The organism is Pseudomonas sp. CGJS7, assembly GCF_036961695.1.
This window is the reverse complement of record NZ_JBAMDI010000072.1, coordinates 18,854-35,478: the sequence shown is the minus strand read 5'-3', so window position 1 is coordinate 35,478 and position 16,625 is coordinate 18,854. Positions and strand designations below refer to the sequence as shown.

The 16,625-nt window shown below is 67.5% G+C and carries 8 protein-coding genes; 1 reads left to right on the top strand and 7 read right to left on the bottom strand.

Translation table 11 applies throughout. The annotated features are described in order from the left end of the window. Positions 1-138: 138 nt before the first annotated feature. Positions 139-1,011, top strand: a complete 873-nt coding sequence (locus tag V7787_RS32555) for a crotonase/enoyl-CoA hydratase family protein (RefSeq protein WP_336091509.1) — start codon at positions 139-141, stop codon at positions 1,009-1,011. A 48-nt stretch (positions 1,012-1,059) separates the two neighbouring features. Here the strand turns inward: V7787_RS32555 and V7787_RS32550 are convergent, their stop codons facing one another. The 7 genes from V7787_RS32550 to V7787_RS32520 form a co-directional block, all read right to left on the bottom strand. Then, a complete protein-coding gene (locus tag V7787_RS32550; RefSeq protein WP_336091507.1) occupies positions 1,060-3,243 on the bottom strand; it encodes an ATP-binding protein in 2,184 nt (727 codons plus the stop codon). Positions 3,244-3,246: 3 nt separating this feature from the next. Continuing rightward, a complete protein-coding gene (locus tag V7787_RS32545) occupies positions 3,247-4,305 on the bottom strand; it encodes a response regulator (protein ID WP_057942810.1) in 1,059 nt (352 codons plus the stop codon). A 394-nt stretch (positions 4,306-4,699) separates the two neighbouring features. Next, the gene (lysS, locus tag V7787_RS32540) at positions 4,700-6,217 is read right to left on the bottom strand and encodes a lysine--tRNA ligase (RefSeq protein WP_336091503.1); all 1,518 of its coding nucleotides are present in this window, start codon (positions 6,215-6,217) and stop codon (positions 4,700-4,702) included. Positions 6,218-6,572: 355 nt separating this feature from the next. Further along, a protein-coding gene (gene prfB, locus V7787_RS32535; protein ID WP_336091502.1) for a peptide chain release factor 2 occupies positions 6,573-7,701 on the bottom strand; the annotation gives its coding sequence in 2 pieces (ribosomal slippage) (positions 6,573-7,625 and positions 7,627-7,701; 1,128 coding nt in all). A 240-nt stretch (positions 7,702-7,941) separates the two neighbouring features. Continuing rightward, positions 7,942-10,608 (bottom strand): beta-mannosidase, encoded by a 2,667-nt coding sequence (locus V7787_RS32530; RefSeq protein WP_336091501.1) that lies wholly within the window; start codon positions 10,606-10,608, stop codon positions 7,942-7,944. Between the two features lie 431 nt (positions 10,609-11,039). Beyond that, positions 11,040-13,940: a TonB-dependent receptor plug domain-containing protein gene (locus V7787_RS32525; RefSeq protein ID WP_336091500.1), complete on the bottom strand. Its 2,901-nt coding sequence runs from the start codon at positions 13,938-13,940 to the stop codon at positions 11,040-11,042. A gap of 156 nt (positions 13,941-14,096) precedes the next feature. Further along, positions 14,097-16,517, bottom strand: coding sequence for a family 20 glycosylhydrolase (locus V7787_RS32520; RefSeq protein WP_336091498.1), 2,421 nt, complete (start codon positions 16,515-16,517; stop codon positions 14,097-14,099). Positions 16,518-16,625: the final 108 nt, after the last annotated feature.

Below are 16,625 nucleotides of genomic sequence, written 5' to 3'. Positions count from 1 at the left end.
TCCGGCCCCCGCAAGGATCGACTCCTTGCGGGGGCTTCATTTTAGGTGCATAGAATCCTTGGTCCCGGACGCAGCCCACCACAACACACAAGCCGTCCTGATGCGGCCGGCGGGACGGCTCTTACCGGAGATACCGCCATGTCTGTCGTACAACCTTTCCCCCGCCCGCAGTCGGGCCGGACCCTGCGCATCGTCGAAGAGTTCGATCGCGACGTGTACTGGTGCCACATGCACGCCAACCTGGCGCGCGCGCCGGGACGCGCCTGCTTCACCCTGCCCCTGATCGACGACATCCTGTCCTACCAGCGTCACCTCGGCGAACGGATGCGCCAGAGCGAACGCGACGGCATCGCCCACGTGGTGCTGGCCTCCGACAGCGACGTGTTCAACCTCGGCGGCGACCTGGAGCTGTTCTGCAAGCTGATCCGCGCGCGCGACCGCCAGGGCCTGCTCGACTACGCCCGCCAGTGCGTGCGCGGCGTGCACGCCTTCCACGCCGGCCTCGGCGCGGGCGTGCACAGCATCGCCCTGGTCCAGGGCAGCGCGCTCGGCGGCGGCTTCGAGGCGGCGTTGAGTTGCCACACCATCGTCGCCGAACAGGGCGCGATGATGGGCCTGCCCGAGGTGCTGTTCGATCTGTTCCCGGGCATGGGCGCGTACTCGTTCCTGTGCAAACGGGTGACCCCACGGGTGGCGGAAAAACTGATGCTCGACGGCGACATGTACACCGCCGAAGAACTGCACGCGATCGGCGTGGTCGACGTGGTGGTGCCGCGCGGCGAAGGCCGCCAGGCGGTCGAGGACGTGATCCGCGCCAACCGCAGGATCCCGCACGCGCGCGCGGCCATGCACCAGGTGCGCGAGCTGGCCCAGGGCGTGGGCCTGGAGGAAATGATGCGGATCACCGAGATCTGGGTCGACACCGCGCTGCAACTGGGCGACAAGTCGCTGCGCACGATGGATCGGCTGGTCCGCGCGCAATCGCGCCGCACGGGGTTCGAAGCCGCCTGATGGTCGACGGCGGCGCCGTGTCCGGGCGCTACCGCATCAGGGGGACGATCAGGGGGAACGCTCGCTATCGTCGCGAGCGTGACGGGTACGCTCGCGCGCGTCGAGCGCCGCCCGCCCCTGGGCCAGCCGTTCGCCCAATCCCGCCACCCGCGCCTGCCATTCGCGCGGCATCTGCTGATCGGCCAGACGCATCAGTTCGCCGCTGGCCGCGGCCAGTTTGACCAAACCCAGATTGCTGGCCACGCCCTTGAGCGCGTGGGCGTGTTCGCGCGTGCGCTCCCAATCGCCGAGCGCGCCGGTCGCGCCGAGCGCGGTCACGCAGCCTTCGGCGTCGCGCAGGCACTGACGTACGAACTCGCGTTCGAAGCCCTCGCCCATGCCCAAGGCGCTGAGTTCGTCGAGGATCGAGCTGTCGAGCACTTCGTCGCCGCCGGCATAGGCCGTGCGCGTAGGCGGCGCGATCAACGGCCCGTTGAGGCGGGCGCTGGAGGCGATCTCGGCCAGGGTGTCGAGCAGGCGCGAGGTCGACACCGGCTTGGACAGGAACGCGCGGGCGCCGGCGCGCTCGCAGGCCTGGATCGATTCGGGGGTGACGTCGGCGCTGAACACCACCACCGGCGTGCGCCGGCCGCCGCTGCCGGCTTCCATCACCCGCAGCTCGCGCAGCAGGTCCAGGCCGCTGACCCCGGGCATGTGCAGATCGACGATGACGCCGTCGTAGTCCGAGGCCGCCAACGCTTCCAGCACCGCCTCGCCGCCGTCGACGCAGATCGCGCGGTGGCCGGCCTTCTGCAACAGCCGGGTGATGACCATGCGGTTGGCTTCGTGGTCGTCGGCGACCAGCAGCGACAGGCTGCGCACCCGCGCGCGGTGGCGCAGGAACGGGTCGGAAAACGCGATCACGTTCTCCGGGTTGTCGCGCGAGGGCGCGTCGGCGGCGAGCGCATCGGCCTCGTGCCGGCCCAGCGCCGGGGCGACGATGCTGTCGAACGGCAGCTCGACCCAGAACCGGCTGCCGCGTTGTTCGGTGCTTTCGAAACCGATGCTGCCGCCCATCGCCTCGGTCAGGCCCTTGGCGATGGTGGTGCCCAGGCCGGTGCCGCCGTAACGCCGCGACAGGCCGACATCGGCCTGCTCGAACGCGTCGAACAGGCGCTTGCGCACCGCCACGGGAATGCCGATCCCGGTGTCGGTCACGGTGAAGCGCAGGCGCACGCCGCCGTCGACCCGGCCGGCCAGCATCACCTCCATCTGCACCAGGCCTTCGTCGGTGAACTTGACCGCGTTGCCGGCCAGATTGATCAGCACCTGACGCAGATGCACCACGTCGCCGCGCAGACTGCGCGGAACGTCGTCGGCCACCCGCGACTCGTAACGCAACTGCTTGGCCCGCGCCTGCGGTTGCAGAATCAGGCCGATGCCTTCGACCAATTCGCGCGGATCGAACTCGACCAGATCCAGGCGCAGCTTGCCGGCCTCGATCGCGGAAATGTCCAGCACGTCCTCGACCAGCGACAACAGGCTGCGGGTGGAGGCCTGGATGGTGTTGAGGCACTCGCGCTGTTCGCTGTCCAGGCGGGTGGTCGCCAACAGTTCGGACATCCCGGCCAAGCCGTTGAGCGGAGTGCGGAACTCATGGCTCATATTGGCCAGGAACCGGCTCTTGGCCTCGTTGGCGCGGCGCGCGTCCTCGACCGCGCGGGTCAGCGCGTTGAGCAGCGAATCGAAGTACAGCGGCACCGCGGCCAGACCGATCAGCAGGCCCCAGGACAGATACGGATTGGCGCGCCAGTACGGCGAGATCATGATGACGCTGAAGAACGACAACGACGCCAGCGCGGTGGCGATGCGCAGGTAACGGTTGCCGTAGCGCATGCCGTTGCCGATGGTCACCCACAGATACACCGCGTACAGCGGCGAGGCCGGCTCGCCTTCGATGCACATGATCGCGCCCATGGCGCTGTAATCGGTGAGCATGCCGATCCAGCGGCGGACGTGGGAGACGCCGGGGCGCATCAGGATGGCGACCATCAGCCCGACCGAGACGGTCAACTCGCCGATCAGGATCAGCCAGGTCGCCGGCAGGGTGTCGCCGACCTCCTGGCCCAGGTAGCGCCAGCCCAGGTAAGCGATGAACAGCGCGGTGATGACCACGCGCACCAGATTCTGCGCGTGTTCGCTGTCGGGCCGCTGCGAGAGGCGCCTTCTGACCTTGTCCAGGATCGCGAGCATCGGCTACTCCAAGCCGGGGCGGGTGGAACTCGTCGAATAGCGTTGGCAGATTTCGTCGAGCCGGGCGCGGCTGCGGATCAGCGCGTCCACGCAGCGCGGGTCGAACAGGCGCCCGCGTTGGGCGTACATATACCCCAAGGCGGCGTCCACGTCCCAGGCTTTTTTGTAGGGACGTGGCGAAATCAGCGCGTCGAACACATCGGCGACAGCCACGATGCGCGCTTCCAGTGGAATTTCGTCGCCGATCAAGCCATCCGGATAGCCGGAACCGTCGTAGCGTTCATGATGGCGCAGCGCGATCAGGGCGCCCGCCTGAATGAAACGGTTCTGGCTGCCGCTGAGCAGCTCATAGCCGATCTTGGGGTGGCGGCGCATGATCGCCGTCTCCTCCTCGGTCAGCGGGCCGGGCTTCATCAGCACCGCGTCGGGGATGGCGATCTTGCCGATGTCGTGCAGCGGCGCGGCCATTTCGATGACCCGGATCTCGTCCTCGAACATGCCCAGTTGCTCGGCGATCAGCCCGGCGATGTGGGCCATCCGCTCCAGGTAGGCGCTGGTGCCGGCGTCGCGGAACTCGATCGCCCGGGCCAGCCGCGACAGGGTTTCGCGCTCGCGCTCCTCGACCTCGTGCATGCTCGACAGCAGCCGCTGTTCCAGCGACAACGCGCGTTGCTTGACGTTCTCGGACTGCTGGCGCAGCTGCAGCAGGTTGCGGCAACGCGCGCGCAGTTCGCGCGGACGCACCGGCTTGACCAGGAAATCGATGACCCCGGCTTCCAGCGCGGCCTGGCGCACCGGCTCGTCGCCGACCACGGTGACCAGAATGATCGGGATGTCGCGGTGCATCGGCAGGCGGCGGAAGCGCCGCGCGAACTCCAGACCGTCGATGCCGGGCATGCGGTAGTCGAGCAGCAGCAGATCGGGCTGGTGGCTTTCGCACCAGGCCAGCGCGGCTTCGGGCTCGCCGAAGTCGTGCACCGACAACTCGGACGCGATGTCCTCGATGATGTGGCGCAGCATCGTCCGCGCGGACGTTTGGTCATCGACGATAACGACGTTCACACACCGGTACCCGTAGTGAGGTCGCCCCCTGCGGCGGCCGACCTGGGAGCATACTCCGCCGCGTTGCCCAAGACAGCCGCCGAAAGTATCGGCGCGATGTCGCTTTGACCGGCATCCATTAGAACGATCGCGCGCAATGCGCGCTGTTCATCACGGTTTAGACGCAAACGCCGCGCGAAAACGGCCAGAACCGCCCGGCCGTTATGCAGTGTAAGCCACGTTTGAGCGACCGCGCTCTGGGCCTGTGGTGGCCCAGGTCGGCGCCGGCGGCCGGCGTTTGAAACGATCGCTGGCATCGGGCCGCAACCGGCCGCAGCGCGCGAGCGCGACGCCGCCGCGGCTCGCCCATTGGGCCCAGCCGCGCCGGTACCGCGCCCTGCCTGGGCGAGGTGTTTCAGCCGCCGCCTTCCGGGCGCATGTACGGGAACAACAGCACGTCGCGGATCGAGGACGAGCCGGTCAGCATCATCACCAGCCGATCGATGCCGATGCCCAGGCCGCCGGTCGGCGGCAAGCCGACTTCCAGCGCGCGGATGTAGTCGGCGTCGAAGTGCATGGCTTCGTCGTCGCCGCCGGCCTTCTGTTCGACCTGGGCCTGGAAGCGCGCGGCCTGATCTTCGGGGTCGTTGAGTTCGGAGAAGCCGTTGGCCAGTTCCTTGCCGCCGACGAACAGCTCGAAGCGGTCGGTCAGTTCCGGATCGATGTCGTTGGCGCGCGCCAGCGGGCTCACCTCGACCGGGTGGTCGGTGATGAAGGTCGGCTGGATCAGGGTGTGCTCGACGGTCTTCTCGAAGATTTCCAGCAGCAGCTTGCCCCAGCCGTAAGACGGCTTGACCGCGACCTTGAGCCGCGCGCCGTGGGCGCGCATGGCGTCGAGATTGCGCAGGTCTTCGCGCTTGATTTCCGGGTTGAGCTCAAGCACCGCCTCGGTCATCGACCAGCGCCGGAACGGCGGGCCCAGATCGATCGCGTTGCCGTCCCACTCGCTCTGGGTGGTGCCCAGCACGTCCTGGGCGGCGTGGCGGATCAGCTGCTCGGTCAGGTCCATGATCTCGTTGTAGGTGGCGTACGCCTCGTACAACTCGAGCATGGTGAATTCGGGGTTGTGCCGGGTCGACACGCCCTCGTTGCGGAAATTGCGGTTGATCTCGTAGACCCGCTCCAGGCCGCCGACGGTCAGGCGCTTGAGGTACAGCTCCGGCGCCACCCGCAGGTACAGCTGCAGGTCCAGGGCGTTGTGATGGGTCACGAACGGCTTGGCCGCGGCGCCGCCGGGGATGTAATGCATCATCGGCGTTTCCACTTCCAGGAAACGCCGGGTGTCGAGCCAGGCGCGCATCGAGCGGATGATCTTGGAGCGCTTGACGAACACCTCGCGCGCGTCGGGCGAGACGATCAGGTCGACATAGCGCTGGCGATAGCGCTGCTCGACGTCGGCCAGGCCGTGGAACTTGTCCGGCAGCGGCCGCAGCGACTTGGTCAGCAAGCGCAGCGAATCGGCGCGGACCGACAGTTCGCCGGTCTTGGTCCGGGTGACGGTGCCTTCGGTGGCGACGATGTCGCCCACGTCCCAGCCCTTGAACTTGTCGTAGGTCTCGCCCAGCGCGTTGGCCTGCAGGAACAACTGGATCCGGCCGGACTCGTCCTGGATCTGAACGAAGCTGGCCTTGCCCATCACCCGCTTGAGCAGGATGCGCCCGGCGACCGCGACCCGGCGCGCCTCGGCGTCCAGCGACTCCTGGGTCCAGTGCTCGGTGTCGGCGTATTGCGACTGCAGGTCACCGACGTAATCGCCGCGGCGGAAATCGTTCGGGAAGGCGATGCCCTCGCCACGCAGGGCCTTGAGTTTCGCCCGACGCTCGGCGATCAGATGGTTCTCGTCGATGGGCGGCAGGTTGGAATCGTCGGTCATGGTCGTGGCGTTTGGGTAGGGCTTGGGAAAGCTTGAGGAGTGGAGAGTACTGAAGTCGCGGCGCGGGCGCTCGCGCGGGCGGCGGGATCGGGTTGCGCGGGTCGCGGTTTGGCTGACGAGGTCCGGATTCGCCGGCGCTCGCCGCGCCGTCCGGGCGCCCGACGCGATCGCCGTCGCGACGCCCTTTCACTTCGTCATCCCCGCGAAGGCGGGGATCCAGGGCTCTACCGCGACAGGGCTCTAAAGTCTCTGGATCCCCGCCTGCGCGGGGATGACGACTTCAGAGCGACGCGGTGCGACGGCTAGCGATACGGCAGCGCCGGCCGATCCGGCCGATCCGGCGAACCGACGCGGCTTACACCGCGTCGCTGCGTTTGGAACCCGCTTCCAGGCCCGATTTGAGGCTGGCCTCGACGAATTCGTCCAGGTCGCCGTCGAGCACCTTCTGGGTGTCGCTGCGTTCGATGCCGGTGCGCAGGTCCTTGATCCGGCTCTGGTCGAGCACGTAGTTGCGGATCTGGCTGCCCCAGCCGATGTCGGACTTGGTCGCCTCGACCGCGTCGCGTTCGGCGTTGCGCTTCTGGATTTCCAGCTCGTACAACTTGGCCGCCAGCATCTTCATCGCGCGGTCGCGGTTGGCGTGCTGGCTGCGCTCGGTCTGGCAGGCCACCACGATGCCCGAGGGCACGTGGGTGATGCGCACCGCCGATTCGGTCTTGTTGACGTGCTGGCCGCCGGCGCCCGAGGAGCGGTAGACGTCGGTCTTCAGGTCGGCCGGATTGATCTCGATATCGATCTTGTCGTCGACTTCCGGCGACACGAACACCGAGGTGAAGCTGGTGTGGCGGCGGTTGTCCGAATCGAACGGCGACTTGCGCACCAGCCGGTGCACGCCGGTTTCGGTCTTGAGCCAGCCGTAGGCGAAATCGCCTTCGACCCGGAAGGTCGCCGACTTGATCCCGGCCACGTCGCCGCCGCTGACTTCCATCAGCTCGGCCTTCCAGCCGCGCGACTCGGCCCAGCGCAGGTACATGCGCAGCAGGATTTCTGCCCAGTCCTGGGCCTCGGTGCCGCCGGCGCCGGCCTGGATATCGACGAAGGCCGAAGCGGCGTCCATCTGCCCGGAGAACATCCGGCGGAATTCCAGGGCCTCGACTTCCTTGGCGTAGCGCTCGACGTCCTCGACCACGGCCTGGGCGGTGGACTCGTCGTCCTCCATCTCGGCCAGTTCCAGCAGTTCCAGACCGCCGAGCAGGCCTTCGGTGAGGCGGCGGATGCCGTCGACCACTTTTTCCAGCGCCGCGCGCTCGCGGCCCAGGCCCTGGGCGCGCTCGGCGTTGTTCCAGATGTCCGGGCTTTCCAGCTCGCGGTTTACTTCTTCGAGACGTTCGACCTTGGCGTCGTAGTCAAAGATACCCCCTGAGCGAATCCAGCCGGCCCTTGAGGTCGGCGATTCGCTGGCGGACGGGATTGAGTTCGATCATGTCCGGGTGTGTGGATGCGGATGAACCGGCGATTCTAGCAGGGTGCTGGGGGGACGGGATCGGGGGTGGGAAGAGCAAATCCCCCCTGCCCCCCTTTTTCAAAGGGGGGAAAAGCAACAGCGGACAGGCGCGCGTGACTCGGTGCCCCCTTTGCAAAAGGGGGCAAGCGCCGACGGACCTTCGATGTCGCGGCAGACCGCACCGCGCGGGGGATTACCCCCAGCCCAGGCAGCCGCCCCCTCACTTCCGATACAACGACCGCAAACTCAGCACCCGCCGCAAATCGGCCAATTCCGCCTTCGACCGCACCGCGATCTCGACCGTCTCCCCCGGCAACACCGTCAACGCGTTATCGGCCAGCTCCACATCCAGATCGCCGAAATCGACCCACACCGCCCGCGCCAACGAGGCCGCGCGCAGGCTCAGCCGATAACCCTCGCCATCGCGGCGCAGTTCGGCCTTCAGCTTGGGGTTCTGCCAGGCCAGGGTCCTGGACTCGCCGAAATACACCACATTGCGCGAGACCGCCCGGCCATCGACGATCAACTCGAACACCGCCGCGGTACGCGCCGGATCGGCCTTGCCGAGCAGTTCGGCATCGCTCCACGCCCCGGCCGCGGTCGCCGCCAGCGGCGCCAGCGTCGCCGGCTTGCGTTCCTGGCGATGGACCCGGCCGTTGAAATCCATGACCCGCAAGCGCCATTCGCCGCTGACCGGTTGCTGGCGATCGGAAATCAACGTCAGCTCGGTGCGCTTGGCCGCCGGCCGCCGCAGCGGCGCGATCGCCAGTTCGGCGAAGAAGCGCTTGGCGTGGAAATGCAGCGGCTTCCAGCGGCCGAAGTAATCCAGGCTGGCCCACGACGCACCCGGCCAGACATCGTTCAATTGCCAGTACAGCGAGCCCATCGTGCGCGGCCGCGAGGCGCGGTGATGCAGCGCCGCCAACTGGATGCCTTCCGCCTGCACTTGCTGGCTCAGATAGACGAAGTCGGCGAAATCGCGCGGCTCGCCGTATTCGCCGCGGATGTACTTGAGCAGGCGGGTGTTGCCGTCGCCAGCGAGGAATTTCTGGTGCGCGCGGATCACCGGCGTATCGATGCCCTGCTCGGCCGGCGTCGCGAACGAGCCGATGGTGCGCAGCGACGGCCAGCCCTGCAGGCCGTACTCGGACATGAAGCGCGGGGTTTCGTCCAGGTACGCGGTGGCCGGCAGCGCCGGGCCGCCCCACACGTCCCAGTAATGCTTGTCGCCGTTATTGGAGTCGTTGGCCTTCTCGGCTAGATCGTTGCTCGGCGAACTGGACCAATACGGCACGCCCGCGCCCTCCTCGGCCACCACCGCGCGCAGATCCTTGCCGAACAGGGCCACGTAGCCGTCCCACACGGTTTGGGCGAACTTCGGATCGGCCTCGATGAGTTTCTTGCTGTGGCCCCAATCCTTCCACGCGGTTTCTTCTTCGTTGTTGCCGCACCACAGCACGATGCTGGGGTGATTGCGCAGACGGCGCACGTTGTCGCGCGCCTCGGCCACGACATTGGCGCGGAACGCGGGGTCGTAACCGGGCGGCATGCCGCCGCCGAACATGAAGTCCTGCCACACCAGCAGGCCCAGCTCATCGGTCAGTTCGAAGAAGTCGTCGGATTCGTAATAGCCGCCGCCCCAGTTGCGGATCATGTTCATGTTGGCGTCGCGCGCGGACTGCAGGTCGCGGCGCAGGCGCTCGCGGGTGACCCGCGCGGGGAACGCGTCGAACGGAATCGCGTTGGCGCCCTTGGCGAACACCTCGATGCCGTTGATCACGAACGCGAAGCCCTGGCCGATCGCGTCCTTCTCGCGCTTCAACACCACGCTGCGCAAACCGGTGCGGCGCTGCGCCTGGGCTTGCACGCCGTCGCCGTCGCTGACTTTGGCCTGGAACGAATACAAGGCTTGTTCGCCGTAACCGACCGGATACCACAGCCGCGGGTTGGCGATATCGAACGGAACCGACACGCGGTTGCCGCCTTTCTTCAACATCGCGTCTTGCGCCAGCGCGCGCGGCTGGCCGTCGGGACCGGCGTATTCGATTTCGACCCGGGCCTTGCCGGCGCGCACGCTGTCGATTTGCAACTCCACCGAGCCCTGCGCGCGTTCGCGGCTCACCTCGCCCGGCCGCACATGCAGATCGGCGATGCGCAGGCGGTCCCAGCTCTCCAGGCGCACGCCGCGCCAGAAGCCGGCGGTGACGTAGCGCGGGCCCCAGTCCCAGCCGTAGTGATAGCCGGGCTTGCGGGCGAAGTTGCCGGTCATCGCGTCCTTGGGTTCGTCGCCGTAGGGCGAGGGATAATTGCCGGCGATCTTGTGCGGCATCGCCTGCACCTTCGGCAGCAGCTTGCGGATCGGCGACTCGAACACGATCCGCAGCTCGTTGCCGCGCTCGCGCAGGCGCCGGTCGACGGCGACCCGCCAGGTGCGGAAATTATTGTCGGCGCGCAGCAGCTCGCGGCCGTTGAGGTAGACGGTGGCGAAGGTGTCCAGACCGTCGAACACCAGTTGGTTGCGCGCGCGCTTGAGCGTGGCGGCGTCGACGTCGAAGCGGGTGCGGTACTCCCAGCCGGCCAGACCGATCCATTGCAACTGCGCTTCGCGCGCGCCGACGTAGGGGTCTTCGATCAGCTTGGCCGCGAACAGGTCGGTGTGCACATGCCCCGGCACCTGGGCCGCATGCCACTGGGTCGCGTCGGCATGCGCGGCGGCCTGCGGATCGGTGGGCAGCAAGCGGAACTCCCAGCCTTGGTGCAGATCGCGGCTGCCCAGCGGCGCGGCTTGCGTGGTGAAGGCGATCAGCGCCGCCAACAGCATCAAGGCGATCGCGGCGGCGGTGCGCAGGCGCGAGACGGAGGTCGGGGAGAACCGGGTTGCGGGCATGGTGGGCACCTGGGCGATGACGGGTGTTTGCGGCTTGCGTCGTTGCGGGTGGTTCGCGGTCGCGGCTCGCGCCGCTCCTACAGGGGCTGCGGCCAATACGAACTCCGCCGCCGCAGGCCCGCTGTAGGAGCGGCGCGAGCCGCGACCGCGAAAACGCAGCCACGACGCAGGCAAGTTCAGTGGTCGGCATTTGCGGCGGCCGCCGGGAACGAAAAAGCGGGAGCGCGATTCCCGCGCTCCCGTTCCGATTTCGGACAAGACCTCGCAATGGCGCATTCCAAACGCATCGCGAGGGGGTACACCGCCTTGCCCGGGAGGTTCCGCCGCCGAACCGGTGCGCGAGACTGGAGGACGCGCGCGCCGGCCCGGTGACGGGGTTACCGCCGAACGCGCGGGCCCGGGCGGCCCGCGCATCCGATTCGATGCAGCGATCAGTCGAACTTGTAAACGAATTCGGCCGAGATTTCACGACCCACGCGGCTGAACACGCGTTCGTTGGCGTAGGCGAAGAACTTCTTGTACGGATCCTTGTAATCGGCTTCGTCGAACAGGTTGTCGATGTACAGGTTGACCCGGGCCTGCTCGGTCAGCTGGTAGCCGGCGGTCAGGTTGAAGTACACCGGCGCCTTGAGCTTGCCGACCCGGCGGCAGGTCAGATCGGTCTGGCCGGGCAGGATCGGCGCGCAATCGTTGTAGCTGTCGCCGTTGACGTGGCCGATGCGGTTGGCGAACAAGGTCGCGTTCCACGGGCCGCGGCTCCAGCTGGCGCTGGCGCGGGCGAAGGTGCGCACTTCCTTGTCGCGGTTTTCCTGCATCGGCGAGCCCGGATCGCGCTGCTCGTTGTTCTTGAGCTGGTTGGTGTAGTTGAACTGGAAGCTGAAATCGCCGAAGCGGGTCTCCGGAATCTTGTAGCGCGCGGTGAAGTCGACGCCGGCCACTTCGCGGTAAGCGATGTTGATCGGGCCGCTGAACACCGACACCACCTGCCCGATCGGATAGTTCGGATCGGCCACGCCGAAGGCGTTGGTGCCCGGCGCGCTGCGGGTCACCCGCGAGAGGATGCCGGCGCAGGTCGAGGAACCCGGGGTCACCTGCATGCGGTCGCTGGCGCGGCGGGTCACGCCGTTGATGCACTGGCTTTCCAGGTCGAGGATGTCGGCGATGTCGAAATCGCGGACCTGGTTGTCGATGGTCATGCGCCAGTAGTCGGCGCTGAACGACAGGTTCTCGGCCGCGTCCCAAACCAGCCCGGCGCTCCAGGACTTGCCGGTTTCGCTGTCGAGCTTGAGGTTGCCGGTGCGGCTGATGTTGTGGCGGTAGTACAGCGACTGCGAGCCGCAATCCGGGCCGAGGTTGCGCTTGATGCAGGTGGCGACGTCGTTGTCTTCCTGGGTGCCGGTGCCGCTGGTGGCGAACAGGTAGTGCATGTCCGGCGCGCGGAAGGTGGTGTTGTAGGCGCCGCGCACCAGCAGGCTCTGGATCGGGCGCCACTCGATGCCCGCGTTCCAGGTGAAGTTGCTTTCCTTGCGCGCGTCGTCGTCGTAACGGTCGAAGCGGCCGGCGGTGGTGAGGTTCAAGGTCTTGAGCACCGGCAGCTTGAACTCCACGCCCGCGGCATAGCGCTTGCGGTCGCCGCCGCCTTGATTGGTGCCGCCGGGCTGGTCGTAGAGCTTGCTCGCGCCGAAGGTCAGCGGATCGGGATTGAGGCGATAGCCTTGCGAACCGGCTTCGATCACGCCGGCGAAACCGACCGGGCCGGCCGGCAAGTCGAACAGCTCGCCGCTGACCGAGAACTGGGCCTGATTCATCCACGACTCGGCGCTGCTCTTGCCGCGGGTGGTGAGCTGGCGGAAGGTCTCCGGCGACATCGGCGACCAGAAACGGCCCTGGTCGAGCGCGTACACCGGCAAGCCGTTGTTGGTGCCCAGTTGCGGGCCGAGGAAGTAGTTGTCGACCGCGCCCTGCAGCATGCCCGGGAAGCTGAAGTCGACCTTGTACTCGGTGCGGCCGATGGTGGCGTCCCAGTTGAAGCGTTCGCCGAAGCGGCCGCGCAGGCCGGCGGCCAGATCCCAGGAGCGCTCGCTGGTGTTGAACAGGAACGGATCGCGGCTGCCGGCTTCGGGCACGGTGAAGGCGCGGCGCGCCTGCAGGGTCTGGCCGGTGTTCTGGTCGTAGAACGCGCCGCCGCGGTTGAGTTCGAAGCGCAGCGCTTCGTCCTGGCGCGACTCGCCGTCGCTGTCCCACAGCGAGGCGCTGACCCAGGCCTGCATGCCGTTGTCGAAGTCGTAGGTGAAGTTGCCGAAGCCGGAACGGTTGTCGTTGCCGTTGCGCAGGCTCCACAGCGCGTTGCCGCGCGACTGCGAGCAGCTGTAACCGGGGAACTCGGGCGCGTTGCCGTCGTTGCCGAGGAAGTTGTGCAGCGGCAGATCCTGGAACTTGTCGCAGGCGCCGGCCGGCGGAGTGATCCGGCGCTTGGCGCCGGCGTCGATCAGCTCCACGCCCCACACCCACGGCCACGGGTCGTTGACCAGCGGCTTGACCGTCGCGGCCGGTTCCAGGTCGGAGGCGAGGAAGCCGCGCTGACCGGCGAAGATGGTTTCGCGGCCGCTGAGCTGCACGCCGTAGGTGGCGCTCCACTTCTCGCCGGTGCGCCCGCCGGTCCACGACAGGTCGTAGGAATCGCCGCCGCCGCGGGTGGTGGTGCCGCCCTTGATCCGGACCTCATCGCCATTGAAGTTCTTCTTCATGATGATGTTGATCACGCCGGCCATCGCGTCGGAGCCGTAGATCGCCGAGCCGCCGCTGGCCAGCACTTCGATCCGCTCCACCGCCGACATCGGGATGTTGTTGAAGTTGGCGAAGTTGCCGCGGCCCTCATACGGCAGCGGGTAATCGGCGACGCGGCGGCCGTCGATCAGCAGCAAAGTGCGGCCGGGGCCGAGGTTGCGCAGGTTCAGCGGGCTGGCGTTGGGCGTGGGGCCCTTGTTGACGTCGGCCTGGACGGAGCCTGTGACTTCGGTCAGCGAGCTAAGCGCCTCGTACACGTTGGCGAAGCCTTCGCGCTTGATCTGTTCGGTGGTGATGACCGTCACCGGCGCCGGGCCCTCGATTTCGGCGCGTTTGATGCGCGAACCGGTGACGGTGATCTTGTCGATCGCCTTGACCTCGCCGCCGGGCGCGGCGTCTTGCGCCTGCGCGATCAGCGGCAAGTACAGCGCGGCGAGCATCGCCGCGGTCAAGGCGTTGCGGCGCGCGGCGGCACCGGGCGAACGGTTCGAAATCGGTGCTTGCGCATGGCCTTGGTTCGGCTTGCGGTTCTGATGCTGGCTCACTTGGCTACCCCTCCCAATCGCGGCCGAACCCTCGGCCAAGGTTGCGTTCTTGTGGTGCGGACCGGCGTACTCGGCGCCGGCCGATTTGGATCGATCTAAAATCATTTCAAAAAAAACCCGTCGCTTCACTCATCCCAATGCCGCGCGAGGCGGCGCTCAATGCACCGCTCCGCGCGCGTCGAAGGCCTGCAACGCCTGCCCTGGCGCCGCCGAACTCAGGCTCAATCCGAGCCCGCCTTCGCGCTGATACCAATCCACCCGCAGCCGATGCCAGCCGCGCCGCAGCGGCACCGAGGCTTGCACCGTTTGATCGTAGGTGTCGTTGCCGATCACCCGTTCGCCGTCGATGTACAAGGCCGAGCGGTCGTCGCCCTGCAACGCGTAGCGATACACCCCGTCGGCCGGCACTTCGATGTAACCCTCGTAACGCACGCCGAAGCGGTTCTGCCGGCCGAACCCGCGCACGTCCAGCGACAAGGCCGCGCCCTGCGCCACCGGCGCGTCGGCGCGGGCGAACGCCTCCAGATCGGAAAACAAGCCCTCGAACACCCGATACCCCAGTCCCGCCGCGGTCCGCGCCGGCTTGGCGATCGCCGGCAGATAACTCCGATAACGTATTTGGGCGCTGTGCACCCCACTGCGGCGGCCGTCGGCGAGCACGGTGACCGTGCGCAGTTGGCGGCTCTGGCCGAGCGGCACCACGATTTCGAGCGGCCCGGCGTAGACCGCCGAAGCGTCGTTGGACTCGCTGCCGTCCAGGGTGTAGAGGATCTTCGCCCCGGGCACCGACGCGGTCAGTTCGAACACGTGCTTGTACTCGCGCTCGTCGCCTTGCTGGACTTGCACCACATCGGTCAGCCCACGCGGTTCGAGAATGCGATAACCGACCTGGTCGCGATCCAGATGCGGAAACTGGCCGCGCAGGCGCCGTTCGAAATCGGCGTAATCGCGGTCGGCCTGCGGCGTCCACGCCACTTCGGCCAGGGCCAGCAGGCGCGGGAACACCATGTACTCGACCATCTCCGGCGTCTTGAGGTATTCGGTCCAGACATTGCCCTGCACGCCCAGCACATGCTTCGCCTGGGCGGCGGTGAGCGCGGCCGGCACCGGGTCGTAGCCGTAGACCTTGGGCAGGGTCAGCTCGCCGCCGCGGTTCCATTGCTCGTAGGCGGCCGGGCCTTGGCCGTAGTCGAAATAGCAGCACTGGGTCGGGGTCATGATCACGTCGTGACCCTGTTGCGCGGCGGCGATGCCGCCGGACTCGCCGCGCCAGGACATCACCGTCGCATCCGCGGCCAGGCCGCCTTCGAGAATTTCGTCCCAGCCGATGATGCGCTTGCCGCGCGAGTGCAGGAACTTCTCCATCCGCTGGATGAAGTAGCTCTGCAGCTCGTGCTCATCCTTCAGCCCTTCGCGGCGCATCACCGCCTGGGCGACGTCGCTGGATTTCCAGCGGGTCTTGGGCGCTTCGTCGCCGCCGATGTGCACATACGGCGCGGGGAACAGCGCCACCACTTCGTCGAGCACGTTCTCCAGGAACTTGAAGGTTTCTTCCTTCGGGCAGTAGATGTCGTCGTACACGCCCCAGTTGGTGCCGACCTCGAACGGGCCCGGGGTGCAGCCCAGTTCCGGATAGGCGGCCAACGCCGCCAGCGAATGCCCCGGCATTTCGATTTCCGGGATCACGGTGATGTGGCGGGCGCGGGCGTAGGCCACCACCTCGCGCACTTCGTCCTGGGTATAGAAACCGCCGTAGGGCTTGCCGTCGCCGACGTAGGGATCGATGTTGCGGCCGAGCACGGTTTCCTTGCGCTGGCCGCCGACGCTGGTGAGTTTGGGATAGCGCTTGATCTCGATGCGCCAGCCCTGGTCCTCGGTCAGGTGCCAGTGGAACGTGTTGAGCTTGTAGCGCGCCATCATGTCGACGTAGCGCTTGATGAAATCCAGCGGAAACAGGTGCCGGCCGACGTCCAGGTGCATGCCGCGATAGACGAAGCGCGGCTGGTCTTCCACGGTCATCGCCGGCAACCGCGGCGGTTGCGCGCCGCGCGCGGCGGGCAGCAACTGGCGCAGCGATTGGTAGCCGTAGAACAGCCCCGCCGGCGGGCCGGCCAGACGGATGCCGCGTTCGGTGATTTCCAGGGTGTAGCGTTCGTTGGCGCGCGCGTCGCTGCCGGCCGCGGCCGGTTCGGCGACCAGTTGCAGGTAACGCTCGGGTTCGGCCCGGCCCTTGCTGGCGCGCGGCGCGCCGTTGCGCAGCGGCAGCGACAATCCGTGCACCAGATTCAGCTCATCGCGCAGCAGTTGCGCGACCGCGCGCGCTTCGGCGTTGTTGGCGAAGACGGTGACATCCGGGCCGAGGGCGAACTCGCCCTGCCCGCGCTGCAGTTTGGCCGGCAGCGGCACCAGTTCGGGCGCGGCGACCGCGGTGCCGGCATTGGCGGCGGCGCGGGCGCTGCCCGCAGCCGGGGTTTGTTCGGCGTGCAGCAACGGGGCGAAGCCGATCGCGGCGCCGACCAGACTCAGCATCGCGCCGCGCAGCTTGGAGCGTCCCATCTTTGCCAGTGCGTCTTTCATCGAATCGGGTTCCCTCGGATGCTTCAGCTCGGATTGCTTCGCTCTTGGTTCGTCATCCCCGCGAAGGCGGGGATCCAGGGCTTCATCGCGACATGACTCTGAAGTCTC